The 25057-nt window shown below is 74.2% G+C and carries 17 protein-coding genes; 6 read left to right on the forward strand and 11 right to left on the reverse strand.

The window, feature by feature from the left end; translation table 11 throughout:
* Positions 1–53: 53 nt before the first annotated feature.
* Positions 54–1487 (reverse strand): DUF6986 family protein, encoded by a 1434-nt coding sequence (locus WMF19_RS33190; RefSeq protein ID WP_437894030.1) that lies wholly within the window; start codon positions 1485–1487, stop codon positions 54–56.
* Between the two features lie 230 nt (positions 1488–1717).
* On the opposite strand from WMF19_RS33190, the gene WMF19_RS33195 reads away from it, so the two are divergent.
* Positions 1718–3961 (forward strand): alkaline phosphatase D family protein, encoded by a 2244-nt coding sequence (locus WMF19_RS33195; protein ID WP_437894031.1) that lies wholly within the window; start codon positions 1718–1720, stop codon positions 3959–3961.
* 91 nt (positions 3962–4052) lie between these two features.
* Here the strand turns inward: WMF19_RS33195 and WMF19_RS33200 are convergent, their stop codons facing one another.
* Both WMF19_RS33200 and WMF19_RS33205 read right to left on the reverse strand, forming a co-directional pair.
* Positions 4053–5318, reverse strand: a complete 1266-nt coding sequence (locus WMF19_RS33200) for a hypothetical protein (RefSeq protein WP_437894032.1) — start codon at positions 5316–5318, stop codon at positions 4053–4055.
* Positions 5315–7297 (reverse strand): zinc-ribbon domain-containing protein, encoded by a 1983-nt coding sequence (locus tag WMF19_RS33205; protein ID WP_437894033.1) that lies wholly within the window; start codon positions 7295–7297, stop codon positions 5315–5317. Before WMF19_RS33205 ends, WMF19_RS33200 begins: the two co-directional genes overlap by 4 nt.
* A gap of 181 nt (positions 7298–7478) precedes the next feature.
* Here WMF19_RS33205 and hisF point away from each other — a divergent pair, with 181 nt between their 5' ends.
* The 4 genes from hisF to WMF19_RS33225 all read left to right on the forward strand — a co-directional run bounded on the left by hisF (position 7479) and on the right by WMF19_RS33225 (position 11957).
* Positions 7479–8291, forward strand: coding sequence for an imidazole glycerol phosphate synthase subunit HisF (hisF, locus tag WMF19_RS33210; protein WP_272094815.1), 813 nt, complete (start codon positions 7479–7481; stop codon positions 8289–8291).
* Positions 8288–10966, forward strand: a complete 2679-nt coding sequence (locus tag WMF19_RS33215; protein ID WP_437894034.1) for a hypothetical protein — start codon at positions 8288–8290, stop codon at positions 10964–10966. The genes hisF and WMF19_RS33215 overlap by 4 nt, the downstream gene beginning before the upstream one ends.
* Before the next feature lie 170 nt (positions 10967–11136).
* A complete protein-coding gene (locus WMF19_RS33220) occupies positions 11137–11520 on the forward strand; it encodes a DUF533 domain-containing protein (RefSeq protein WP_437894035.1) in 384 nt (127 codons plus the stop codon).
* A 233-nt stretch (positions 11521–11753) separates the two neighbouring features.
* Positions 11754–11957 carry a hypothetical protein gene (locus tag WMF19_RS33225; protein WP_272094819.1) on the forward strand — a complete coding sequence of 68 codons (204 nt, stop codon included), beginning with the start codon at positions 11754–11756 and terminating at the stop codon, positions 11955–11957.
* On the opposite strand, the gene WMF19_RS33230 is transcribed toward WMF19_RS33225, so the two are convergent.
* From WMF19_RS33230 to WMF19_RS33250, 5 genes are all read right to left on the reverse strand, one after another.
* Complete coding sequence (locus WMF19_RS33230) at positions 11958–12866, reverse strand: FAD binding domain-containing protein (RefSeq protein WP_437894036.1); 909 nt, start codon at positions 12864–12866, stop codon at positions 11958–11960. It lies immediately after the preceding gene.
* Complete coding sequence (locus WMF19_RS33235) at positions 12863–13345, reverse strand: (2Fe-2S)-binding protein (RefSeq protein ID WP_437894037.1); 483 nt, start codon at positions 13343–13345, stop codon at positions 12863–12865. The genes WMF19_RS33230 and WMF19_RS33235 overlap by 4 nt, the downstream gene beginning before the upstream one ends.
* Positions 13342–15627: a xanthine dehydrogenase family protein molybdopterin-binding subunit gene (locus WMF19_RS33240; protein WP_437894038.1), complete on the reverse strand. Its 2286-nt coding sequence runs from the start codon at positions 15625–15627 to the stop codon at positions 13342–13344. Before WMF19_RS33240 ends, WMF19_RS33235 begins: the two co-directional genes overlap by 4 nt.
* 149 nt (positions 15628–15776) lie before the next feature.
* A complete protein-coding gene (locus tag WMF19_RS33245) occupies positions 15777–16415 on the reverse strand; it encodes a nucleotidyltransferase family protein (RefSeq protein WP_437894039.1) in 639 nt (212 codons plus the stop codon).
* Positions 16412–17359 carry an XdhC family protein gene (locus tag WMF19_RS33250; RefSeq protein ID WP_437894040.1) on the reverse strand — a complete coding sequence of 316 codons (948 nt, stop codon included), beginning with the start codon at positions 17357–17359 and terminating at the stop codon, positions 16412–16414. The genes WMF19_RS33245 and WMF19_RS33250 overlap by 4 nt, the downstream gene beginning before the upstream one ends.
* A 187-nt stretch (positions 17360–17546) precedes the next feature.
* Here WMF19_RS33250 and WMF19_RS33255 point away from each other — a divergent pair, with 187 nt between their 5' ends.
* Positions 17547–19463: a HEAT repeat domain-containing protein gene (locus WMF19_RS33255; RefSeq protein WP_437894041.1), complete on the forward strand. Its 1917-nt coding sequence runs from the start codon at positions 17547–17549 to the stop codon at positions 19461–19463.
* A gap of 1727 nt (positions 19464–21190) precedes the next feature.
* On the opposite strand, the gene WMF19_RS33260 is transcribed toward WMF19_RS33255, so the two are convergent.
* The 3 genes from WMF19_RS33260 to WMF19_RS33270 all read right to left on the reverse strand — a co-directional run bounded on the left by WMF19_RS33260 (position 21191) and on the right by WMF19_RS33270 (position 25022).
* Complete coding sequence (locus WMF19_RS33260) at positions 21191–22504, reverse strand: hemolysin family protein (protein ID WP_437894042.1); 1314 nt, start codon at positions 22502–22504, stop codon at positions 21191–21193.
* Positions 22505–22567: 63 nt separating this feature from the next.
* The gene (locus tag WMF19_RS33265; protein WP_272094829.1) at positions 22568–23899 is read right to left on the reverse strand and encodes a glutamate--cysteine ligase; all 1332 of its coding nucleotides are present in this window, start codon (positions 23897–23899) and stop codon (positions 22568–22570) included.
* Positions 23900–23972: 73 nt separating this feature from the next.
* Positions 23973–25022 carry a homocysteine S-methyltransferase family protein gene (locus WMF19_RS33270; protein WP_437894043.1) on the reverse strand — a complete coding sequence of 350 codons (1050 nt, stop codon included), beginning with the start codon at positions 25020–25022 and terminating at the stop codon, positions 23973–23975.
* Positions 25023–25057: the final 35 nt, after the last annotated feature.

The raw sequence follows: 25057 nt of genomic DNA on the forward strand, positions 1-25057 counted from the left end.
TCCTCCTCGCCGCTCGGGCCCTCCGCGGTGCTGTCCATTCCGGTGCTCTCGTATCACGCGCTCCGGCGCGCCACGATGGCTTGAAAGGATCGGCCCCTGAGCTCGTCCGGCGTGAGGCCGGTCCTCTCCGCCGCCTCGCCCTCCGTCATCGCCCCCGCGCCGATCGCGCGCAGGAAGAAGCCCAGGAGCCCCTGCCCCGTCGCGGCGTCGTCGAACACCGTCCCGGCGACGGTCGCCTGGGCGGCCCGCTCGACGAAGCTCCGCAGCCGCGCGGCGGCCGTATCGACGCCCTCGAGGAAGAACGCGTACGTGGCGGCGTAACGGACCGGCAGCTCCGCGGGGTGGAGGTCCCAGCCCTGGTAGTAGCCGCTCTCGAGCGCGCGGCGGACCTGCCCGTATTTCAGCCGCCACGCGCCCACGATCGCACGGCGGTTCTCCTCGCTCTGCTGCGGCGTGAGCGGCGCGCCGCCGGGGCGCGCGCGGTGCGGGCCGACGGGCAGGAGGTTGCTCGCGCCGTCGGAGAGCCAGAGCCCCGAGCCGGCCAGCGCGACCTGCATCACGTGCCGCGCGAAATCGCACGCCGGGTGGGCGAGGTGCTGATGGGCGGCCGTGATCTCGCAGCTCGCCGTGTAGTCATAGGCGCCGAAGTGCGCCGCCACGCACCGCCCGCGGGCCGCCTCGACCAGCCCGGGCAGCGCGACCTCCCCGCGCGGGCCGAGGATCGACGCCGGCGTCTCGATCATCAGCTCGATCCGGATCGAGCCGGCCGGCAGCTGCAGCGCGCCCTCGAGCGCGTCGAGGGCGTCGGCCAGGGCGGAGACCTGCTCGGGCGCGACCACCTTCGGCAGCGTCACCGCGAAGGCGGGCGGGAGCGCGCCGCCCGAGGCGGCGACGAGCGCGGAGAGGAAGACGTCGAGCGTCCTCAGGCTCCGCTCGGCGCACCCGTCGCCGAGCGGCTTGATCCTGATCCCGAGGAACGGAGGCAGGCTGCGCGCGGCCATGCCGAGGGCGACCTCGCGCGCCGCGGCCGCGGCGTGCGCGTCCTCCTCGTGCCCGGGGCGCACGCCGTAACCGTCCTCGAAATCGATGCGCAGGTCCTCCACGGGCTCACGGCGGAGCTTGTCGAGCACGCGCGCGTGCACCGCGTGCGCGAGCCGCGCAGCCCCGGAGGCGCTCTCGGCCGCGCCTCCGCCCGCCTCGATCGCGGCCGCGAGCGCGAGCGCGTCGGCGCGCCCCTCCGGGAGCCCCTCGGCCCCCGGAAGGCCGATCGCCCGCGCGAAGGCCGCGAAGTCGGGCGCGTGCTCCTCGACGGCGCGGAGCGCCACCGCCCCGAGCTTCCGGGCCGTGTCGGCCTTGAACAGGTGGGCGCCGCCGTAGACGGTGTGGACCGGCTGGCGCGCGCCGGTGTGGTCGAAGACAGAGCGCCCGCTGGGGAGGCGCGAGAGCGCGCCGCGCAGCGCTTCGGAGGAGAGGCTCGTCTGGAACATGGTGTGCTTTCAGCAGGGTGGGTGCACACGAGATGCCGCCTGACTCGGCACGTCAAGCGGCGCTCGCGCTCCTCGCGACGAGGCGCCATGCTGCGACCCGCGCCGCTCGAGCGAGCGCGAGGAGCGCCGCGCGCGGCGGCGCTGGCGAGGGCGGCGGCGCTGGCGAGGGCGGCGGCCGCCGTTGCGCGCGCAGCGCTCGGGGTGTATCCGTCGTTGGAGGACTTGAATCGATGATGAGACGCCGAGACTTTCTTCGCGCGACCCTGGTGACCGCTGGTTCGGTGGTCGTGCCGACGGCCTGCTCCGATGATGGGGACCCCATCGGCATCTGCGACGTGCACGAGGATGACCGGTTCTTCCCGCAGTCGGTGGCCTCCGGCGATCCGAGGCACGATAGCGTCGTGCTGTGGACCCGGCTCGTCGATCGCAAGCAGCCGCAGTCGGATCTCACCCTGGCGCTCGTGGTCGCGCTCGACGAGGAGTTCACGCAGCTCGTGGTGCTCAACCCGAGCTCCGACAACGTGGCCACGGTGGGGTCGGGCAGCACGCAGCTCCGCGTGACCGCCCGGGTGGAGTTCGATCACTGCGTCAAGCTCAAGGTGAACGGCCTGAGCCCCGGCACCACGTACTATTACCGCTTCTACTACATGACAGGAGACGGCTGCGTCAGCTCGCGCGTCGGCCGGACGCGGACGGCGCCCGCCCTCGACGCGGACGTGCCGGTGCGCTTCGCGTTCGTTTCCGGCCAGGACTACATCGGTCGCTATTACAACGCTTATGTGGCCCTGGCGAAAGAGGAGCTCGACTTCGTCGTCCACCTCGGGGGCTACATCTACGAGACGACCGGGAACCCGAGCCTCCAGGCCGCCCCGGGACAGCGCAGCATCTCGTTCTCCGACGTGGACGGCGCCATCGCCTTCCAGCCGGCGGAGGGCGCGGCGTACCACGCCGCCAAGTCGCTGAGCAATTACCGGGAGCTCTACAAGACGTACCGGTCCGACCGGGCGCTGCAGAGGGTGCACGAGCTCTTTCCCATGATCGCTGTCTGGGGCGATCACGAGTTCTCCGACGATTGCCACGGCGCGACGGCGGCCTATCTGGACGGCCGAGAGCCGGAGACGGACGAGGACCGGCGCAAGGCGGCGAACCAGGCCTGGTTCGAGTACATGCCGGCCGAATACCCGAATGATCCGAAGGGCGACGACTTCCGCTACGACAGGGCGGTCGAGTACCCGGACGATATCACCATCTACCGGGACTTCTCGTTCGGGAAGCACGTCCACCTCGTGATGACGGATCTCCGCTCCTACCGGGCGGATCACCTGATCCCGGAGGACGCCTTTCCAGGAAAGGTCGTCGTTCAGGAGGAGCAAATCGTGGACAGCTTGACCAGCTTGCTGCCCTATACGAGCCGCTACATCCTGGACATCAACGAGGACAACTGGGTGATGACCTACAAGAGGGCGCTGGACGAGGCCGCGGTCCTGTTCGGATTCGACCCGAACCTCGGTTTCGCCCAGGGCGAGCCCCGCCCCGTCAGCGCCAAGGTCGTCGACGAGATCGTGGTGAAGCTGAACGAGCACAAGGCCGAGCAAGGGGAGGAGCCGATTCCCCCCATCCCGCCGAGTGAGCTCGCCTTCATGCAGAGCGGGTTCGCCTACGCCGATCTCGGAAAGACGGACTATCACAGCGCGTTCGGGTCGCGCTACTTCGTGATCAAGGACGCCTTCGATCCCTACTCGACGCTCGCCGCCAAGGCCGAGGTCATGGGCGAAGCGCAGAGAGCCTGGTTCCAGAAAACGATGGAGGAATCGAAGAGCACCTGGAAGGTATGGGGGAACGAATACCGCCTTTCACAGCTCACCGTCGCCCACACCACGGAGCCCGCGGGGCCCGACCAGGAGTCGCTCACCCGGCACTTCTACCTGAACTGCGATGGCTGGGACGGCTTCCGCGAGGAGCGGAACGAGCTCATCGAGATGCTCGCCGGGGTCGAGGGCAACGTGGTGTCGATCACCGGCGATCTCGGCGCCTTCCTCGCCGGAACGCCGGCTGTGGAGGGCGCCACGTCCGCGGCCAAGATCGTGGAATTCGGCGGCTCCGCGATCTCGTCGGCCACGTACCGCTCGGTGCTGACGAAGCAGCTGGCGAGCCATCCGACGCTGAAAGACGTCCTGAAGGCGGAGGCGGAGGACATCGACGGCAGCATGAAGACGGCCAATCCGCACCTCGCCTTCAGCAACTCCACGAGCAACGGGTTCTGTATCGTCGAGGCGAACGCCGACGAGTTCGTCGTGAGCATGCACATGATCCCCGAAGACGCGCTCGGCGCGCCCCTGTACGAGGAGGCTCAAGCGGCAGCGCTCGACGAGCAGATCACGATCACGCGGTACAAGACGGTGGCGGCCGAGTCCGAGCTGTACTGGGACGACAAGGGCACCTGGAAGCAGTGGATCCCGGCCACCGAGAGCTAGGACGCAGGAGCCACCGGCCAGGATCGTCGGCAGATGCTGCCGGCCATCTCGGCCGGCGGCGCTCAGCCCTGGCCATGTGCGACGGCTGGCGCTAGCGCGCCAGCATCACCACGGTGCCGTCACGGCAGGCGATCGCCATCCGCTCCTCGCCGGCAGGGACGACGGCGACCGGCGCGGAGCAGACGCGCTCGGCCGCGATGGAGACGTTGCCGTCCGCCTCGACGACGCCGGCGCGCCCGCCCGCACGCACGAAGCCGACGCGGCCGGTGCGATCGAGGACGATCGGCGGGCTCGGCTTCGCGTCCCCCGCGCCGAAGAGGCCGGAGAGCCCGCCGTCGGCGGGCTGGGCGCCCGGAGGCCTGTCGATCGCGACCCGGAACGCCAGGTCGCCCGACGCGTTGACCCCGAGGAGCAGGCCGGTCGTCGACAGGACCACGGCCACGCCCCCGGCGCCGATGGCGGGCGGCCCGTCGAGCGCGCTGAAGGCCGCGCCGGCGCGGACCCCAGCGGTCCCGGTCGGCAGATCCAGCGCGACCAGGCGGCGGGCGTCGACGACCGCGAGCAGCGTGCGGGCGTCGGCGAGGGCCGCGCCGCGGCGAGGCACGCCGCCGAGAGAGCCGAGCCGCCGCGGCGCCCCGGGTGGACGCCAGGTCAGCACCGCGCCCGACTCGGTGGTCACGAGCGTGCCTTCAGGGCCCGCGAGCAAGGCGCCCGTCGCGCGATCCGCGATCTCGGCGCGGGCGCGCACGGTCCCGTCCGCGGCGAGCTCGACGAGGGAGCGCCCCAGGGCCGCCACGAGCCCGCCGTCGTCGAGCGCGAGCGGCGTCACGTCGGCGTCGCGCCCGCGGAGACCGAGGGGGACGGCGAAGCGCACGCTCCCCGCAGGCGTGAGCCCGACGGCGACGCCGGACGAGGTGATCAGCGCGAGGGTGCCGTCGCTCGTGAGCACGGCAGGCGCGAGCGGCGCGCTGTCGCCGATGCGCACGCGCCAGCGCTCCCGGCCGTCCGCGCCGAGCTTGACGACCTCCGGGACCGTCAGCGTGAGGAGGAGATCGCCCGCGGCGTCCACGAGCGGCGCAGCGTCGATCCCGCCGCGGAGCTGCCTTCGCCACGCCTCGCGCGCCGGGAAGGGCAGCCGCGCGGCGGAGCGGCCCGTGCGGCGCGCGTCGAGCCGCTCGCTGGGCGCGAAGCCGCGGGGCGCGCCGACCACGATCGTGTGCGGCCGGCTCGTGTCGACGGCGTCGGCGAAGGCGAGCGGCGCCGCAGCGGAGAGCAGGAGCCCGGCTGCGGCGAGGCCCGCGGTCCGGGCGCGACGCGGCCTTCGCGGGCCGGGCGCCGTGGTGCGCGTGGCGCTCATCGGCCGCCCTTCACGGTGAACTCGACCTGCACCTCGGGGATCTCGGCGCCGCCCGGCGCGACGAACGGCGGCGCGACGCTGCCGTAGGCGGTGAGGATGTCCCCGCGCTGGGCGGGGTTGTCGGCGCCGTGGACGAGGCGGACCTTGCACGCCTCCGGAGCGCGCGGCGCGGCGCCCGGGCTCGCGCTCGCGGCGGCCGCGCCGCCCTCCTTCCCGCCCGCGCAGCCGGACGCGGGCGGGATCGAGAGCAGGATCAGCGTCGCGTATCCCTGCCGGCGCACCTCGACGACCTCGCCGGTCAGCGCGATCGGCTTGCCGATATGGTCCTTCCCGCCGGCGGCGAGCTCGGCGTACCCGATCGGGCCGCGGCCGGCGAACTCCTTCGCGGCGGTGTCGAGCCGGTCGACGCGGCGCACGGCGAGCTTCGCGATGCGCGGCGCCATCCCCTGCATCTTCGCGCGCACCTCGAACTGGGTCGCGCCCACGGACGAGACGTTCATCACGTGCGCGAAGGTGCCGTCGGGGCGAACCGCGATCGGGTGCGCGCCGGCGAAGATCTGCGCGCCGCGGGCCGTGCGCCCGGCGAGCACGAAGCTCTCCTTGTCGATGACCACGCTCGGGCCGGGCGCCTCGATGGTGAGCGGGACGATGCCGACCGCGACGCTGACCATGCCCTGCTCGCGCGGGCCGTCGGGCGGCGTGACCGTGTACGGCACCTGCCGGCTCAGCGTCTTCGTCTCGTCCGAGGGCCCCTCGACCGCGTCGGTGACGTCGATCGACTCGATGGCCCGGCCGCTCGTGAGCGCGACCTCCTTGCCGTCGAGGATCACCTGCGTGCCCTTGCTCGCCTCGACCACGACCTGGATCGAGGGCCGCTCCCCTTGCAGCGTGCCGAGGTCGGGCCGGATCCGGTAGGCGACGTGGATGGAGACGCCGACCGTCTCGTCGCGCCCGCTGCCGGGGCGGTCGATGGCGACCTTCATCCGGTTCTCGCCGACCGAGAGCGGGCTCGCGAGCGGGATCTGCGCGACGCGGCCGGCCGTGGTCGCGCGCCCCTCGCCGATGGAGACCGCCGTGCCGTCAGGACAGCTCTCGCACCGGAGCTCGATGACCTCGCGGCCGCCGGCGTCGGCGCGGGCGCGCGCGGTCACCGGGGGCGCGCTCGGCCAGAGGAGCGCGAACAGGACCGCGCCGAGCGCGAGCACGCCGCCCGCGACGACGACGGCGACGGCCCGGCGCGACGTGCGCGGGCGCCGCTCGCCCTTCGGCGGCGGGAGCCGATGCTTCAGGCGATGAGGGCGCATGAGCGCCGGGTTCTGCAGCGGAGGGGCGCGGAAGCGCGCCGGCGCGATCGTGGCGCCGAGCTCTCCGGCCGGCTGGTAGCGGGAGTCGAGCTCGGGATCGGGCTCGGGATCGGCCGGGGCGCCGGGCGTGAGCGGCGCGATGCCCGGCCGGGCGACGCCGACCAGCGTCCGGGACACGGCGGGCAGCGGCACCGGACCGCGCGCCGCCGCGAGGCCCGGGGCGATCGGCACGGTGTGGTCGAGGCGCAGCTCGCCCGGCGCTGCATGGAGCGGCGCGGCCGCCGCTGCGGGCACGTCGAGGCGCGCTCCCGGGGCCACTGCCGCCGGGGTCCCGACGACGAGCGTGCCCCCGGACAGGCGCGGATCGGCCGGCGCCGGCGCGGGCGCCGCGCCGAAGATCGCGGCGGGCATGCCGACGATCGTGCGCGAGGCGGCGCCCGGCGCGCCAGCCATGGGGGGCAACGCGGCCTGGCCGGGGCCTGCGCCGCCCGGATCGGCCGGGGCGGACGGCGTCTGCCGGAGCAGGTCGGGGAGCGTGACGCCGACCATGGTGCGGGCCGCGGGCTTCATGCCGTAATAGCCGGCCGCTCCGCCCAGCGGCGCGAGCGCGGCGCCGCAGTGCGGGCACGCGATCGAGCCCTCGGGTACGGGTCTCCCGCAGTGCGGGCAGTGCATGGCGCCATGGTAGCGAGGAACCGCGGCGCGGTCAGGCTCCGGGCGCAGCGGCCGGCGTGCGGCGCCTCGCCGGCAGCCAGAAATACCGTCAAAAAGCGCGCAAGCACGCCCCGCGCGGCGCCGGAGCGGGCGCACAGCGCAACAGTTGGCCCTGACGCGGCAGGTAGGCTAACGCGGACGTATGCTCGCGAAGCGCATCATCCCGTGCCTCGACGTCAAGGACGGCCGCGTCGTGAAGGGCGTCCGCTTTGTCGGGCTGCGGGACGCCGGCGATCCCGTCGAGGCCGCCCGCCGTTACGACGCGGAGGGAGCGGACGAGATCACGTTCCTCGACATCACCGCGTCGCACGAGAAGCGCGGCATCATCCTCGACGTCGTGGCGCGCACTGCGGAGGTGCTGTTCACGCCGCTGACGGTCGGAGGCGGCGTCAAGTCCGAGCAGGACATCGAGGCGCTCCTCGACGCGGGGGCGGACAAGGTCGCGATCAACACGGCCGCCGTCAACGATCCCGACCTCGTGCGGCGCGCCGCGGACCGCTGGGGTGCGCAGGCGATCGTCGTGGCGATCGACGCGCGCCGGATCGCGGATCCCTCGCGCGTGGCCTGGACGGTGGTGACCCACGGCGGCCGGCGGGACACGGGGCGCGACGCGGTCGCGTGGGCCGAGGAGATCGCGCGGGCGGGCGCGGGCGAGCTGCTCGTCACGAGCATGGACCGCGACGGGACGCGCGACGGCTACGACCTCCTGCTCACCGCCGCCATCGCGCGGGCCGTGCCGGTCCCGGTGATCGCGTCGGGCGGCGTCGGGACGCTGGATCACCTGCGCGCCGGCCTCGTCGAGGGCGGCGCCGACGCCGCGCTCGCCGCGTCGATCTTCCACGACGCCGAGTACACGATCGGCGAAGCGAAGGCGTACCTCGAGGCGGCGGGGGTGCCGGTCAGGCCGGCGCGCGCGGGCGGGCCGGGCGACGCGGCGGGCCGGGGGCGGTCGTGAGCGCTTGCGTCACGCTGGAGGAGGTCGTCGCGGCGGCGCACGCGCGGAGCGCCTCGCTGGTGCCGGAGACCTCGGGTTACCTCGCGCTCGCCGTGAGCGACGCGACCTCGCGCCTGCCCCTCAGGCTCGACGATCGCGCGGTGCTGCTCACGACCGAGGGCACCGTCACGGTGCGCACGCGCGGCGAGGCGGTGGCGCCGGCCGAGGCGGCGAGGCTGCTGCGCGACCTGCTCGCCAGGCTGCTCGCCGCGTCCGCCGGCAGCATGCCCAACCTCACGGCGACGGCGCGCCCGCGCCCCGCGCACGAGCAGGACCCGGAAGCGGTCGCGCGGGAGCTCGAGGCCGCGCTGATCCCGGTGAACCGCAACGCCGCCCGGCGGGCGCTGGCGCGGCTCGCCCGTGAGACGCTGCGCGCCAAGGAGGCCGGCCGGCTGAGGCGCCCGCGCCCGGAGGTCCAGGCGAAGCCTGCCGCGCCGGAAGCGGAGGAGATGCAGCCGCCGCCGCAAGCGGAGCACGCGCGGCGCGATGCGACCGTCGCTGCCCCGCGCAGCGACGCCCCCGCTGCCCCGCGCAGCGACGCCCCCGCTGCCCCGCGCAGCGACGCCCCCGCTGCGCCGCTGCAGCATCCCATCGTGGAGCTCACCCTCAGCCCCGGACCGATCGCGCCCGTCATCGTGGAGCTCACGCTCAGCCCCGGGCTGGTCGCGTGCGCGACCTCCGGGGCAGCGCTCCCGGCGCCTGCGACCGCAGGCGATGGTGCCGTGGCGGTGGCAGTCGAGCCGTGTCCCGACGTCGCGACGGCGCCTGCGCACGCCAGCCAGCAGGCCGAGGCGCCCGAGCGCGCATCGCACGCCAGCGAGCACGTCGAGGCGCTGCCGGAGCCGACCCCGACCATCGTGCAGGCGGTGGTGGAGCTCGATGTCGCTCCAGCGCCGGCCGAGATCCCGATCATCCCGGAGCTCGTCGAGCCAGCTCGGTCGATCGCGCCCGTGGCGCCGATCGCGCGCGCGGCCGTGGAGATCGCGCCTGAAGGAGCGCGGCCCGTGCCAGCGCCATCGCTCGTTGCCTACGGTGCCTCCGCTTGCAGCGAAGCGCTCACGAGCCCCGAGGGGCTCGAGGTGCTCCTCGTCGACTTCTCCCCTGGCCCTGCTGCCGTCGCGCTGTCGTCCCGGGAACCGACGCCGACCGCGTCGATCCTCGTCGAGTTCTCCCCCGAGCCTGCCGACGTCGTCCCGCTTTCGCAGGAGCCGACTCCGACCGTGGCCACGGCCGTCTGGGAGGAGAGGGAGGCGGCCGGCGAGCCCGTGCTCTCCCGCGTGGCGGAGGCGCCCGCCGGCGCGACCGACGTCCCGGAGCCCATCGAGACGTCGCGCGCGCCCGCGATCCAGTTCATGGCGCCGGACGCGGCGCTCCAGGTCACGCCGGCCTATGGCGCCTGGCCGCTCGTCCGTCGGGCGGACCTCGCCGTGCCAGCGGGTCCTCGAGCGGCCGTCGCGCCGTTCGAGGAGACGCCCGCAGCGCGGCACACGCTGCCCTGGCCCGTTCCGACGCGTTGCGACGACGACGCTCCGGCTGCGCCGATCCCGACGGCTCTGGCCGCGCCGGTCGAAGCCTTGCTGACGGCGGACGCCGACGGTCCGGAAACCGCGCACGCCGGCACGCCAGCCGAGGACACTCCGGCCGCGCCGGTCGAAGCCTTGCTGACGGCGGACGCCGACGGTCCGGAAACCGCGCACGCCGGTACGCCAGCCGAGGACGAAGCGCCCGAGCAATCGCCCGCTGACGCGGCACTCGAGCAACCGCCCGCCGTTCTGGCTTCCGAGGAACTGCCCGCGGATGCAGCAGCATCCGAGGAACCACCCGCCGTTCTGGCTTCCGAGGAACTGCCCGCGGATGCAGCAGCATCCGAGGAACCGCTTGCTGTTCTGGCTCCCGAGGAACTGCCCGCGGACGCAGCTCTCGATCAGTCGCCCGCCGATCTGGCTCCCGAGCAGCCGCCTGCTGATCTGGCTGCCCAGCAGCCGCCTGCTGATCTGGCTCCCCAGCAGCCGCCTGCTGAGCAGCCGCCCGCCGATCTGGCTCCCGAGCAGCCGCCCGCGGACCTCGTGCCCACGGATGCAGCTTCAGCGCAGTCTACCGCCGACGTAGAGCCAGAAGAAACGCCGTGCCCGGCGGAGCTCGGCCCCATCGATGCGATCGTGTGGAACGCCTCCCGGCGATCCCGGAGCGCGCGCTCTCCCGCGGAGGGCGTCGACGCAGGCGCCTCGCGGGTCGACGAGCTCGTCGCGCGCTTCGTCGCGCAGTCCGAGCACAGCACGCAGCGCCGCGCGGCGCGCAGCATGAAGGCGCTCGCCGGCCTCGATCTCACCCGGACGCCGCCCCCGGTCGCTGCTGTCTCCGCGATGTCGGCGCTCGCGGTCGCCGGCGCGCGCCCGCCGCTCGTCGGGGTGCAGCGCCCCGTCGCACCCGAGCTCGCCCCCCCCGAATCTGCTCATGTCGTCCCAACGGGCGCCGGCAGCAGGCCGCCTGTCCCGCTGGTGGCCCCGCGCCGAAGAGGTCTCTCCTTGTGGCTTGCGCTCCTCGCGCTCGCCCTGCTCTGCGCCGGGCTCGCAGGAACGCTGCGGCCGGACGTCTTCGCCTCGCTGACGGAGCCGCTCGCACGCGGAGCGCTCTAGAGCGGCGGTCACCCGCACAGGAGACGGGCCCAGATCGGCGTTTTCGGCGCGCAAGCGCACTCCGGTGCGCTGAGCACCGAAAACGCCGAGGTGGGCCCGTATCCGAAGCGGGTGACCGTCGCTCCCCTCGCGATTGACGTTGCCCCGGGGGAGCGACGACACTCGTCGCCATGCAAGAGCAGAGCATGGCGATCGTGAAGTCGCTCGTGAGCGTTGCGTGGGCGGACGGCGAGTTCCACGAGGCCGAGCGCGAGATGGTGGAGGGGCTGATCGCGGCGTTCGAGGCGAACGAGGACCAGGCGAAGGAGATCCGCGCCTATGCCTCCCAGCGAAGGACCCTGGACGACGTCCCGGTCGGCGAGCTCGGCGGCGACGACCGCCGCGCGCTGCTGCAGCACGCCGTGCTTCTCACGTTCGTCGACGGCGAGCAGCACGACGCGGAGAAGCAGTACATCGCCGCGCTGACCAGGAAGCTCGAGCTCCCCGAGCCGGAGTCCGCGCAGATCATCGAGGCGGCCGAGGCCCGCGCCCGACGCCTCCTGACCTTGCTCTGACGCAGCCCGAGCGGCGCGCGCTGCGGGCCTCGCCGTTACCGATCCGCCGTTCCCGGAACAGGCCGGCCGCCAGGCCGAGGGCGCTTCTCCGCTCGTTCTGGAAAGCCCCGGAGCCTGGCATCGACACTCCCCCTTCCACGCAATGTTGCCGCGCCGTCGCCCACACGTCGCCCCATCAGCGCATCTTCCCGCCGCTCGGACCGCCCCGGAGCGTTCGTCGTCGAGGAGTGCTCATGAATTACGACATCGGCATGATCTGCCCAGCCTGCGGCTGCGTCACCATCTTCCAGGCCGGCACCACCACCCCGCGGCGATGCGCGCGCTGCCATGACATGGACGTGGAGACGCCGCTCCCGCCGCCGTCGTACGAACGCCCGACACACCCCGCCGGGCGCAGCCGAAGGCCCGACGTCGCGCAGCTCGACTGGATGGAATGATCAGACCGGCGCGCCGAGCTGCCGAAGGAGCTCCCGCACCACCCCGCGGGCGCAGTGCTCCCGGTAAGCCCTCGTCGAGCGCACGTCGTCGATCGGCGAGACGTCCTGGGCCACCGCCGCGTCGACCTCCGCCGCGGTGAGCTGGGCGAGCGGACGGGACGTGCAGAGCGCGCGCACGCTCGGCAGGAGCGCCGTCGTCGGCGCGACCGACGCCATCCCCAGCCCGAGCCGCGCGGCGCGCCCGGACCGCACCTCGGCCACGCCCGCGAGCGCGACCTTCGAGATCGCCTGCGCCCGTCGCGCGCCGATCTTCCGCCAGTACCAGGGCGACCCTGGCGCCGGCAGCGCGATCTCCACGGCGACGATCACCTCGTCCGGCGCGCGCGACGTGCGCTTGTAGCCCGTCTGCAGGGCGCTCATCGGGATGCGCCGCTCCCCGCGGACGCTCTGCACCACGACGGTCGCGTCGTAGGCGGCGAGCGCGGCGACGCCATCGGCGGCCGGCGAGGCCGTGGCCAGGTTGCCGCCGAGCGTGCCGCGCGCCTGGATCTGCACCGCGCCCACGTCGCGGCTCATCCGCGCGAGGAGCGGCGCCCGCGCGGCGATCGCGTCGCTCCGGAGCATCTCCAGGTAGGTCGTCGCGGCCCCCACCCGGAGCGTGTCGCCCGAGAGCGAGATGCCTCGCAGATCCGAGAGCCGGGACACGTCGACGACGAGCGGCGGCGCCGACGGGCCCCCTGCCGCGACCTCGAGCGGGGGCCTGAGCTCCTGCTCGACGACCCAGTCGGTGCCGCCTGCCAGGAGCGTGACCGGCGCGCCGAGCGCGGCCCGCTCCGCCACGATCTCGCACAGCGGACCGAGCCCGGCGACGTGCCGCATCTCGAACAGGCGTAGATCCGCGAGGCTCACGGCGCCGCCCCTCCCCCGCCGCGGCGCAGCGCGGCGGCGGCGCGGACGCTCTCGACGATCCGCTGGTACCCGGTGCAGCGGCACAGGTTGCCGGCGAGCGCCTCGCGCACCTCGATCTCCGACGGATCCGGGCTCCGCGCGAGCAGCGCCTCCGCCGAGAGGAGCATGCCTGGCGTGCAGATCCCGCACTGCGCGCCCCCCTCCTCGACGAAGCAGCGCTGCAGCGGCGACAGGTGTCCGGCGCAGGCGAGGCCCTCGACCGTCGTCACGCGCCGCCCCTCGCACTGCCCGATCGCGACGAGGCACGCGTTCACGGGGTCGCCGTCGAGCAGCACCGTGCACGCGCCGCACTCGCCCTCCGCGCACCCCTCCTTCGTGCCCGTGAGCCCGAGCGGCCCCCTGAGCGCGTCGAGCAGCCGCGAGAGCGGCGGCAGATCGACCTCGCGCGGCGAGCCGTTGACGACGAGCGATACCTTCATAGACGCTCCCCTCTCCCCGCCGACCACGCCGCCTCGAGCAACCGCTCCGGCGTGAGCGGCAACGCGCGCGCGGCGATCCCCGTCGCGTGCTCGATCGCCGCGGCCACCGCGGGCGCGCCGCCATCCATCGGCATCTCGCCGATGCCCTTAGCCCCGCCGCCCGGACCGAACGGGAACGGCTCCTCGACCAGCACGACATGGAACGGCGGCGCGTCGAGCGACGTCGGGATGATGTAGTTGGTCATCCGTGGGTTCTTGATCCTGCCGCCCTGCCAGACGATCTCCTCGGAGAGCGCCCAGCCGATCGCCTGGAGGCTGCCTCCCTCGATCTGCCCCTTGCACATCACCGGGTGGATCGCCTTGCCCACGTCGGTAGCCGACCAGAAGTCGACCACCGTCACCTCGAAGGTGTCGAGGTCCACCTCGACCTCGACCACGTCGCACGCCCAGCCGAAGCACGGGTACGCGTCTCCCTTGTACGCCTCGTCGTCCCAGCGCACGTAATCCGGCGGCTCGTACTGCTTGAGCGACGTCACCTGGCCCTCGCGGGCCAGCAGCCGGTCGGCCGCCTCCTCGAAGCTCAGCGCCGGCGGCCCCGCCGCGGCGCCCGCGTCGCCCTCTCCAGCGCCCGGCTCCTGCGCTGCCTGCTCCGCGCGCACGCGGCTCGCCAGCTCCCGCGCTGCGGCCTCGACGATCGAGCCGACGACCATCACCGTGCGCGACGCCACGGTGGGGCCCGAGTCGGGCACCGTCGTCGTGCACGGCACCGCGAACTCGACCCGATCGAGCGGCAGCCCCGCCGCGTCCGCGGCGATCTGCCGGAACACCGTCTCCGTCCCCTGGCCGATGTCCGTCGACGCCGTGCGGATGCGGAGCCGCCCGCCGGGCGCGAGATCGAGCGCGACCTTTCCCTTGTAGTAGCGCTCACCCGACCCGGTGAAGCCCGCGCCGTGCATGAACACCGAGAGCCCGATCCCGCGCGCAACGCGCCCGCGGACGACCGGCCCGGCCGCGCGCTTCTGCCGGTAACCGCTCGCCGCGATCGCCCGCGTGATGCACTCCTCGCCCGCGACGCTGACGCGCAGCACCTGCCCGGTCGCGGTCGAGTCGCCGGGGCGCAGCACGTTCTTCGCCTTCAGATCGAGCGGATCGCAGCCGAGCTCCCGCGCGACGCGGTCGAGGTGCCGCTCGATCGCCCAGATCGTCTGCGGCGCGCCGAAGCCGCGGAAGGCGCCGTTCGGGGGCGTGTTCGTGGCCACGGCGGTCGCCTCGATCCACACGTCGTCCCAGCGGTAGGCGCCTGCGGCGTGGAGGGCGCCGCGCGACAGGACCACCTGCGTCAGCGTCGCGTATGCCCCGCCATCCATGAGGATCCGGATCTTCAGCGCGCGCAGCGCGCCGTCGCGATCGCAGCCGCTCGTGATCTCGCACGACGCCGGGTGGCGCTTCGTCGTCGCCTCGATGTCCTCCGTCCGGTCGTAGATCATGCGCACCGGGCGGCCGCTCTTCCTCGCGAGCAGCGCCGCGTGGAGCGCGATGATCGACGGGTACTCCTCCTTGCCCCCGAAGCCGCCCCCCGTCACCGACTGGGTGATGTGGATCCGATCGGGAGGGAGCCCGAACGCCTTCAGGAACGCCTTGTGGACGTAGAACGGGCACTGGATCGAGCCCGTCGCGTGCGCGCCTGCCTCGTCCCACCAGGCGATGACCCCCTGCGGCTCGATGTAGAGCTGCTCCTGGTGGTGCGAGGCGTACGTGCCGGTGACGACCACCTCGCAGCGCGCGAGCGCCGCGTCGATCGCGGCCTCGCTCGCCTCGCCGCGCTCCCGCGCGGCGTCGGCGCCCCCGTGCGTGATGAGGTACCGCTTGATGACGTTGTCGGCGCCCCAGATGATCTCCCCGCCGTCGAGCGCGGCGCGCGCGTCGAGCACCGGCGGCAGCGGATCGATGTCGAGCGCGACGGCCTGGACCGCCCGCGCGAGCTTCAGCCGGTCCGCGCAGCCGAGCAGGACGATCGGCTCGTAGGCGTGGTTCACCTTTCCGGTCGCGAGGATCGGCTGATCGTCCAGGATCAGCGCGACCACGTTGACCGGGACATCCTCGGCCAGCACGACGGTCACGTCGCTCCAGTCGAACGCGGGGTCGAGCCGCACCCCGCGGAGGATCCCGCGGGGCACGGGGCTCCGCACGGTGCGCCCGAAGATCTCCCCCGGCATCGCCGGGATGTCGTCGACGTAGCGCGACGCCCCCGTGACCTTGGGAGGGCCGTCTGTTCGGGGCACGCTGCTCCCCACGGTGCTCGTTGACGCTGGAGGGCTCGTCGCCATTCGTATGCTCCTCCTCACCGACGATAGCCCGGTCCCCCGGGAGGCGTCGACCCGAGCGCGCCGCGCGCGTGCGACCCGCGCAGGTGGACGATCGCCGGCCGCCTTCAGGCGAGAAAACGCGGCGGGCCCCCGAGCACGCGAATGACGTCGACCGGCACGTTCAGGTCGTGCAGCACCCCTGGATCGTCCACCTCCTCGTCGACGCACCTGTCGCCGAGCGCCCTCAGGTGATCCCGGAGCGGCGGAGGATCGGCCTCCAGGTAACGCTGGAGCGCCTCGGTGCGCAGCACGACCGGGTGCCCGCCGCGGCCGAGGTGCCGCGGCCGCACCGCGAGCGGCGGCGTCGGCAAGGACGCGCCCGCCTCGAGACGGGCGAGCAGCCGCGCCACCGTCGCGGCGCGCGCGGGGGGCACGTCGACCGGCGTCACGATGACGGCGTCGGCGTCGCCGATGCGCGGCGCGGCGACGGCCAGCGAGCCCGCCGGCCCGAGGTCGTCCGGCGCGGACCACGAGACGAGGTCGATGCCCGGCTGCACATGGGCCAGCAGCGCGTGAAAGACGGAGCTGCGCACCACCACGAGCACCTGCGCGCTCTCGGCCGAGAGGCGAGCCTCCGCGTGCGCGATCGCCAGCGGCCGCTCGGCCCCCCCCTTCGTCGATGACGGCCAGGCCAGGAGCGCCTTCGGCCCCCCGAGCCGCTTGCCCGCGCCAGCGGCGAGCACGATCGTGGTCACACGGTTCATCGAGCCTGCTCCTCTCCGGCGGGCGTGGGTCCGCCCGGTGACCATCGAGCGCGCTGCCGCCCCGCGCGCCACGCGACGAGCTCCGCGGCCAGGGCGACGCCGATCTCGGCCGGCGTGCGCGCCCCGATATCGAGGCCGACCGGCATCCTGACCCGCGCGACGTCGCCCTCCGGCACCCCCTTTGCATCGAGCCGCGCGCGCGTGCGCGCGGCCTTCGCGCGGCTCCCGACGCCGCCCACGTACCCGAAGCCGCGCGCGAGCGCCCACGCGAGCGCCTCCTGATCGAGGGCGTGGTCGTGCGTCATCACGAGCGCCGCCGCTTCGCCGAGCTCCCTCGGCAGGCCCGTCAGCACCTCCGGGTCGTCGTGCTCGGCGAGGACGAGCCGCACCTGCTCCGCGAGCGCGGCGGGCAGAGGCCCCTGCCGCGCGCCGTCGTCCAAGAGCGGCACGCCGGCGAGCGGGGCGGCCGGCAGCACGCGGGCAGGGTCGACGGCGGCGACGCGCGCGTCGCAGAGGGTGACCCGGAAGCCCAGCGACGCGAGGAGCGGCGCGGCGAACGCGCCCACGTGCCCGGCGCCGACCACGAGGACGTGCATCGCGGGCAGCATCGGCTCGATGAGGACCTCGACCGAGCCGCCGCAGCACATGCCGAGGCTCGGGCCCAGGCGGAAGGTCTCGAGCTTCGGGGTGCTGGCGAGCTCGTCGAGCGCGCGCGCCATGATCCCGAGCGCCGCCCGCTCGATCGCGCCGCCGCCGATCGTGCCGATCGCGGTGAGATCCTCGAACAGGCAGAGCTTCTGCCCCGGCGTCGACGGCGCCGACCCGTGCCGCGCCACCACCGAGGCGAGCACGACCCGCCGCCCCGCCTCGAGCGCGCCAAGGGCCGCCCGCAGCACGTCGTGCGGCAATGCCGTCCTCGGGATGACCTGGCTCAGATCCGGCATGATGAAACTCTAGCGACCCGGCGACCGAAAACGAGAGGGCCGGAGCCCCCGCGCCGAAAGAGCTTGCTGGAACGCCGCGCTTGTCGCGAAAGTCGGGCGCGCTCGGAGAGCGGCGCAGGTGTCCCCCGAGATCCCGGCCTGCCGTGACCGCCAGGATCCAGATAAAAACGCGGAGTTACAAGCCACGATGACCCCCCTCGCCACGCTCGACCCCGACCTCCAGCGCGCCCTCTCCGATCCGGGCTTCACGCCGGGCCGCCGCCACTTCGCCGCCCTGATGGGTCTGCTCGAGACAGCCGGTGAGCCCGCCGAGCTGGCGGAGCGGGCGCTGCGGCGCGCCGGCGCTGCGGCGTTGCCCGCCGCGCTCGAGCGCGCCGCCGGCGCGGCGCCGGCGCTGCGCGCGCCGCTCACCCGGCTCGTCGGCAAGCTGATGGCCGCGGGGCCGATCGATCCCGAGGTCTCGGAGCGGGCGCGCGACTACCTGCTCGCCTGCCTCGGCGACGAGGATCGCCGCACGCGCCGCATGGCGGCGGTGGCGCTCGGCAAGCCGTACGCGGCGGACGCCGGGCGATCGCTCGTCGAGCAGGCGCTCGCCGAGGCGGCGCGCAGCGAGCGCTCGCCCGACGTCCGCCGCGCGCTGATCGAAGCGCTCGGCAAGGTTGGCGGCGGCGCCGCGCTCGACGCGCTGGCCGAGCTCGACGGCGACGACATCGCCGGCGTGCGCGCGCGCGCCGAGCTCCTGGCCAGGAGGACCCTGACGCGCGGCGAGCCGTCCGAGATCGCCGGCGATCGCGCGCCCGAGCGCCCCCTCCGGGTGGCGGTGCGCTGCCGGCGCGGGCTCGAGGCGATCCTCGCCGAGGAGCTCGCGGCGCTCGACGCGGGCTCTCCCGGCGGGGCGCTCGTCCCCGAGCTCCGGAGCGATCCGTGCGGCGGCACGCGGGTCGAGGTGGTGCTGAGCGGCCGCCTCGACGTCCTGTTCGGGGCGCGCACGATGCTGTCGTTCGCGCTCCCGCTGCCGCTGCGGAAGCTCGACGAGGGCGCCGACCTCGCCGCGGCGGTCGCGGAGCGGCTGCTGTCGCGGGAGGCGCGCGAGATCCTGCGCCGCTTCACCCAGGGGGCGATCCGCTACCGCATCGACTGGGCCGGCGGCGGCAAGCGCCGGGCAGCGGTGTTCCGCGCCGCGGCGGCCGTGGAGGCGGAGGCCCCGGAGCTCGTGAACGATCCGACCCAGAGCACGTGGGACGTGGTCGTCTACGAGGGCGCGGGCCGGGCGCGGGTCGAGCTCGCGCCGCGCCTGCCCGACCCGCGGTTCGCGTACCGCCGGGGCGACGTGCCCGCGGCGTCGCACCCGACGATCGCGGCCGCGCTCGCGCGCATCGCGGGGGCGCGCGGCGACGACGTCGTCTGGGATCCGTTCGTCGGCTCCGGCCTGGAGCTCTGCGAGCGCGCCCTGCTCGGACCGTACCGGCGCCTCGTGGGCTCGGATCGCGATCCGCGAGCCCTGCAGATCGCGCGCGAGAACCTCGACGCCGCGGGCGCGCGGGGCGCGGAGCTCCTCCAGCGCGACGCGCTCGGCGCGCCGCCCCCGGGCGAGGCGCCCACGCTGATCCTGACGAACCCGCCCCTCGGCCGGCGCGTCGAGCGCACGGGAGATCTCGACGCGATGCTCGACCGCTTCGTCGAGGGCGCCGCGCACGCGCTCGCGCCGGGCGGCAGGATGGTGTGGATCTCGCCGTTCCCCGAGCGGACCGAGGCGATCGCGCGCCGCTCAGGCCTCCGGCCCGAGGCGCTCCTGCGCGTGGACATGGGCGGCTTCGACGCGCAGATCCAGAGCTTCCACAAGGAGGCGCTCCGGCCGCAAGCGGGCAACGATCGACGCGACGGCCGGCGCGGGGACCGGCTCGACCACCCCCCGGCCGGGCGCGGGGGGCGCGGCCCCCAGCAGGCCGAGCTGCGCGGCGAACAGCATCGCCCCCACCGCCAGGAGCAGCGCCACCACCACCGCGATGATGATCCCGAGCCGCCCCGAGCGGTCAGGCGGCACGTCGGTGATCAGGCCGAAGCCGTCGGCCGCGCCGAGGGGCGACGGGGCCGGCGCGGCTGAGCCCTGCGCCGCGCTCTGAGCGGGCGCCGCGCTCTGCTGCGCGGCGACGGCGCTGCGCGGGGCCGGCGAGGCCTGCTGCGATGGGCTGAGCGCGCCGGCTGCGGCGGAGCTCGGCCCGAGGAGCGCGCCGCTCCCCGCGTCGGCCCTCGTGAACGACGCGGCCGCGGGCGCCCCCGCTGCTCGTTCGAGCGGCGCCGCGCCGGAGCGACCTGTCGCCGCCGCATCGGCGAGCGCCAGGGGAGCGCCGAGCGTCGGCGTCGCGTCGACCGGGTGCGGCGCGACCGGCGTCGGTGCCTCCCGCGTCCGCGTGGGGACGTCGTCGTCGTCCTCGTCATCGTCGCGATCGTCGACGACCGTGGGCGCATCGAGCGTGGGCTCGTCGAGCATGTCCCCGTCGAGATCGCCGAGGAAAGGCAGCTCGCCGCTCCGTGGCTGACGTCTCGCGACAGCGTCGGGCTCTGCTTCCGGGCGCTCGCGCCCCGGGAACGCCGGCGCTGGCGCCCCGACCGCGGGCGGCTCTCGAGGCCCTCCAGCCGGCGGCGCCGCGCCCGGAGCGGGCCGCCCCGCGTCGGGCGCGCGGTATGCGGCAGGCGCCGCTCCTCCGGAGCGCGCGGGCGCTGCGGCCGCTGGCCCAGCAGGCCCGCGGAGGTTCAGGGGCGTCGCCTCCCGCGCGGCCATCCTCGGCTCCGAGCCCTCACGGGCGTCGCCGGACGTCTGGGTCACCGGGACCGCCCCCACGCCCGGGACGCGCGCTCGCGCGACCGGGGCGCGCCCTTGCGTGGCCGGAGCCGGGGCGGGCGCCCTGGGGATCGCGGCGGCGCCCGGCCTGGGAGCCGGCGCGCCGGGCTGCGCCGCCGGGGGCCGCGCGCGCTCGGCCGGGAGGGGGGGCGCCGGTTGACCCGCGGCCGCCGCCGCCGCGCGCTGCGCGATGACCTCGTCGAGCTGGCTGGAGCTGAACGGCGAGACGCGCATCAGCGTGCGCACCTCGTCGTCGTCCTCGTCGTTCGTCGCGTCCTCGTCGTCGAGCGGGAGCAGCGCGCGCACCGCGGGATCGGGGTGCCACTCCTCGAGAGCGCGCCGGAACGCGGCGGCGTTCGTCGTCCGCGCGGAGCGATCGCGCTGGAACGCATCGTCGAGGACCCGCTGGAGATCGTCGTCGCCCACGTCGAAGACGGCGAGCGGCGCCGGCGAGGAGCTCGCGATCCGTTGCCGCGTCTCGGCGTCGCTCCCGCCGCCGAAGGCGCTCGCCCCCGTCAGCACCTCGTAGAGCGTCGCCGCGATGGCCCACACGTCGTCGCCGGCCGAGAGCGTCCCGCCTCCGACGCGCTCGGGCGACTGGTAGGCGATGCGGCTCGGCGTCTGGCGCAGGTCGGCCAGGATCGCCTTCGAGGTGCGATCGACCGCGGTCGTGAGCACGCACTCCGGGGAGATGGCGCCGTGCGCGACGCCGAGGGCGTGAAGCGCCTCGATCCGCTTCGCAAGACGAATGGCCCAGCCGACGGCATCGAGCTCGTTCAGCGGGCCATCGCGCAAGATCCGAGTTGCAAGCGTTTCCACTTACGAAGCCAGGGTAGTACCGGTCCGCCGAAGTTTGTACCTGGATCCGCGCGCCGCTCGTCCCCGGGGCGACCGATTCCAGGGTGCGCGCCTCGCCGCGTACGTTCGGGGGCGGCGCCCCTGACGGACGGCGCTGGCGCGCGGATCCCCGTTGCGGGGAGCCGCGCTGGTCATGACCGCTCGCCCCCGGCCGCGTCGGTCGGGACGATGCGGACGCGCCGCACCCGCCGACCGGCGACATCCATCGCGACGAGCGTGTAGCCCTCGCACTCGACGCGCTCGCCCGCCTCGGGTGGGTGCTCGAGCCGGCCGAGCATGTAGCCGCCGACCGTCTCGACGGTCTTCACCTCGGGCAGCAGCACGATGTGCGCGTCGCGCTCCAGGTCCGCCAGCAGGACGCGGCCGTCGACGTCGACGATGCCGCCGCCGCGGCGGTGGATGGGCGGCACCTCCTCGTCGTTCTCGTCGCGGATCTCGCCGACGATCTCCTCGATGAGGTCCTCCATCGTCACGAGCCCCATGAACTCGCCCGAGGCCGACGTGATGATCGCCACCGGCACCTGGCGCGCCTGCATCTCGAGGCGGAGGCGCTCGACCGAGGTGTTCTCGCGCGCGAAGATCGGCTTGCGGAGCAGCTCGGCGACGCGCGCCGCGCGGCGGCGGTGGCTCAGGACGTCGAACAGGTCGCGCAGGTGCAGGTAGCCGAGCACGTTCTTGCCCTGCTCGTCGAGCACCGGGTACCGGGAGTACCCGGCGTCGGCCACGATCCGCACCGCCTCGTCGATCGTCATGTTCGCGCGCAGGGTCGCCGCGTCGGAGCGGAGCGACATCACGTGCCTCGCCGTGCGCCGGCGCAGGTCGAAGATGCGCACGAGCATGCTGCGCAGCGCGGGATCGAGCCCCGCAGGGCTCTTGGTCAAGAGCAGCCGGAGCTCCTCCGACGTGTGCGCGATCTCCTCCTCGCCCACCGGCCGGAGCCCGAAGAGCCGGACGAACCCGTTCGCCATCGAGTTGAGCACCCAGATGACCGGCCACATCAGGACGAAGAACCCGTGCAGCGGCCGCGCCGCCCAGAGCGTAACCTTCTCCGTCCGCTGGATCGCGAGCGACTTCGGCGCGAGCTCCCCGATCACGGTGTGGAGCGACGTGATCAGGATGAACGCGATGCCGACGGAGATGGCGTGCGCGCCGACCCCCGACCAGGCGTCGAGCGGCGCGAGCAACGGCTCGATGAGCTGGGCGATGGCCGGCTCGCCGATCCAGCCGAGCCCGAGGGACGCGAGCGTGATGCCCAGCTGGTTGGCGGACAGGTACGCGTCGAGCCGCTGCGACATCTGGAGCGCGAGCCGGGCCCGCGCGTCCCCCTCGCGCACGAGCTGCTCCAGCCGCGTCGGCCGCATCTTGACGATGGCGAACTCGGACGCGACGAAGAACGCGTTGAGGAGCACCAGGAGCGCGGTGCCCAGGAGATAGACGAACGTCATGCCGATCGACGTCCTCCCCCGGGCGCGCCCGCCGCCCCGCGCCTCCTCGGCGACGAGCCGCGGCTAGATCCTCGCACGTTCGAGGATCTTGCTTCGCAGGTCCGGGTCGTCGTTCCTGAGTCCATCGACGAGAGCATCGGCCGGGGAGTTCCCCTTGGCGATGAGCGCGCTGAGCCGATCGAGGTGGACGCGCTCGTCCTTGCCGTTCTTGTTCAGGCGCGCGCGCCGCTCGAGGCCGCCGGAGGCGATCGAGACGAGCCGCTCGGCCAGCGCCGCGAGCGGCTTGCCGCGGAACGTGGCGCGGAGCGCGCGCTCGGCGATCTGCGGGCGCACGGCCTCGAGCTCGTCGAACCTGAAGCTCTCGGACAGGGCGTCGGCCTCGTCGAGCGCGCGCGCGTCGTAGAGGATGCCTGCCCAGAGCGCCGGGAGCGCACAGACGAGGTTGGCCGGCAGCGAGTCTGCGCCGCGGACCTCGATGGTCCGCTTCAGCCTGACCTCCGGGAAGAGCGTGTTGAGGTGCATCTCCCAGTCGCCGCGGGTGGCCCGGTGCCCCTCGAAGCCGTGCTCCAGGAAGTCGCGGAAGGTCTGCCCGGTGTTCTCGATCACCGCGCTGTCGCGCTTGATGAGGAACATCGGCGCATCGACCGCCCACGCGACGTAGTCCGAGAAGCGGCGCCCGCGCTCGAGCACGTTGCGGATCAGCCCCTGCCGCGCGGCGTCGACGTCGAGCCAGACCTTGGCGCGGTAGCTCCGCCCGCCGAACAGCGCCCCCTCGTAGAACGGGGAGTTCGCGAAGATCGCCGTCACGAGCGGGGAGAGCCGGAGCGACACGCGGAGCGCGCGCATCGCCGCCTCCTCGCTGGCATAGTCGAAGTTCGCCTGCACGGTGGCGGTGCGGCGCATCATGTCGAGGCCGTGCGCGCCGCGCGTCGGCAGGTAGCGCCGCATGATCGCGTAGCGCGCCTTGGGCACCCAGGAGAGCTCGGCTTGCGACGCGAACGGGTGGAACCCGATGCCGAGCCAGGCCAGCTTGAGCTCGGCGGAGATGTCCCGCAGCTCCGCGAGGTGCCCGCTCATCTCCATGCAGATCTGGTGGATGTTCTCGAGGGGCGCTCCGGACAGCTCGAGCTGCCCGCCTGGCTCGAGGGTCACCGAGGCGCCAGCCCGGGCGAGCGCGATCAGCGGACCGCCGGGGACCTCGTTCTCGGGCGCCCAGCCGTGCCGCTCGACGAGCGCCTGGAGCACGGTGAGGATGCTCCGCTCACCCTCGTACGGGAGGGCAGCGCCCGTCCTGGCGTCGACTCCGAACTTCTCCGCCTCGGCGCCGATCCGGTGAAGGGCTTCGGGCTTCGTAGCTTCGTGGAAGGGAAACAGCAGATCGTCAAACGTCTCCAACGGTTGAGACTTCGACTCACTCCCGTGGCTTGCATCGGCCATCATCACGTTTCCGGTTGGGTTTCGTTCTCGCTTAGAGCGCGCGCCTGAGCAGGGGCGCGCGCTGCGCCGTACGGAGCATCTTCGCGAGCGCGCCGAGGTGCGCCAGCGTTGTCCCCGTCCCTCCCCCGAGCATTCGCGCGCCCGCCTCGATGAGCCGCGCCGCTGACGCCGCCCACGCATCGCAGATCTCGGCGGGCGCGATGCGATCGGCCCCGTCCGCCTGCGCAGGTTCGGCGCCGAGCAGCACGCCGACCTGAACCTCGTGCGCGACGCCCTCGAGGCGCCTGAGCACGTTAAGCCCGAGCTCGACCGACGCCACCTCGAAGAGCAGCGCGTCCGCGCCGCTGTCGAGGGCCGATCGGGCGACCTCTTCGAACCCCTCGCCATCGGCGGTGCGCCCCGCGCCGTCGAGCTCCACGAGCGCCCACGTCGCCAGCTGCGTCGTGCTGGCGCTGACCACCGCCGCGCGGCGCGCGAGCCGCGCGACCGTGGGGCCCACGCACGCTGCCTGGGCTGGATCGAAGCCGCACGCGACGAGGATCTCGCAGCCTGCCGCCGCCAGCCTGGCCGCATGGACGGCGTAATCCTCCGCGATCCGGTCGGCCATGGGTGCGGCGGCAGTGTGGCCCAGGATACCGGCCACCGCCACGCGGCGCGCGGCCGCGCCCGCCGCCTCCGTCGCGAGCTCGACCGCGGTTCCGGTCAGCGCGGCGGCGCGGAACGCCATGCCGATGGGCGCCAGAGCGCGCGTCGTCGTGGCGGACGTGAGCGCCCGGACGACGTCGATCCCCAGCGCGATCTCCTGCTCGTGCAGCTCAGCGATCGCTCGAGGCGACTCGCGGAGCAGCCGGCCGAGGGCGGTGGTGGAGGAGACCGCGGTTCCTCGTCCACGGAGCGACGCGAGCGGATCGCCGCCGATGATGAGCGGACGACCCACGGGAGGCCGAGAGGTGGAGGCCTCGAGCGCATTCACGTCCTTCGCTGCTTTCCAGGGCTCCTCTACCACCGGTCTATAAGGGGAAACTAGCCCAAGACGGCCCTTCCGCGTCGCGAAATGGTGCAGGCCAGCGGGCTGGAGCACAGCGTTCCACGCAGCGCAGTCGGGGGCAACCTGAC

This window comes from Sorangium sp. So ce124, from assembly GCF_051525235.1.
In the GTDB taxonomy this organism is placed as follows: Bacteria; Myxococcota_A; Polyangia; order Polyangiales; family Polyangiaceae; genus Sorangium; species Sorangium atrum.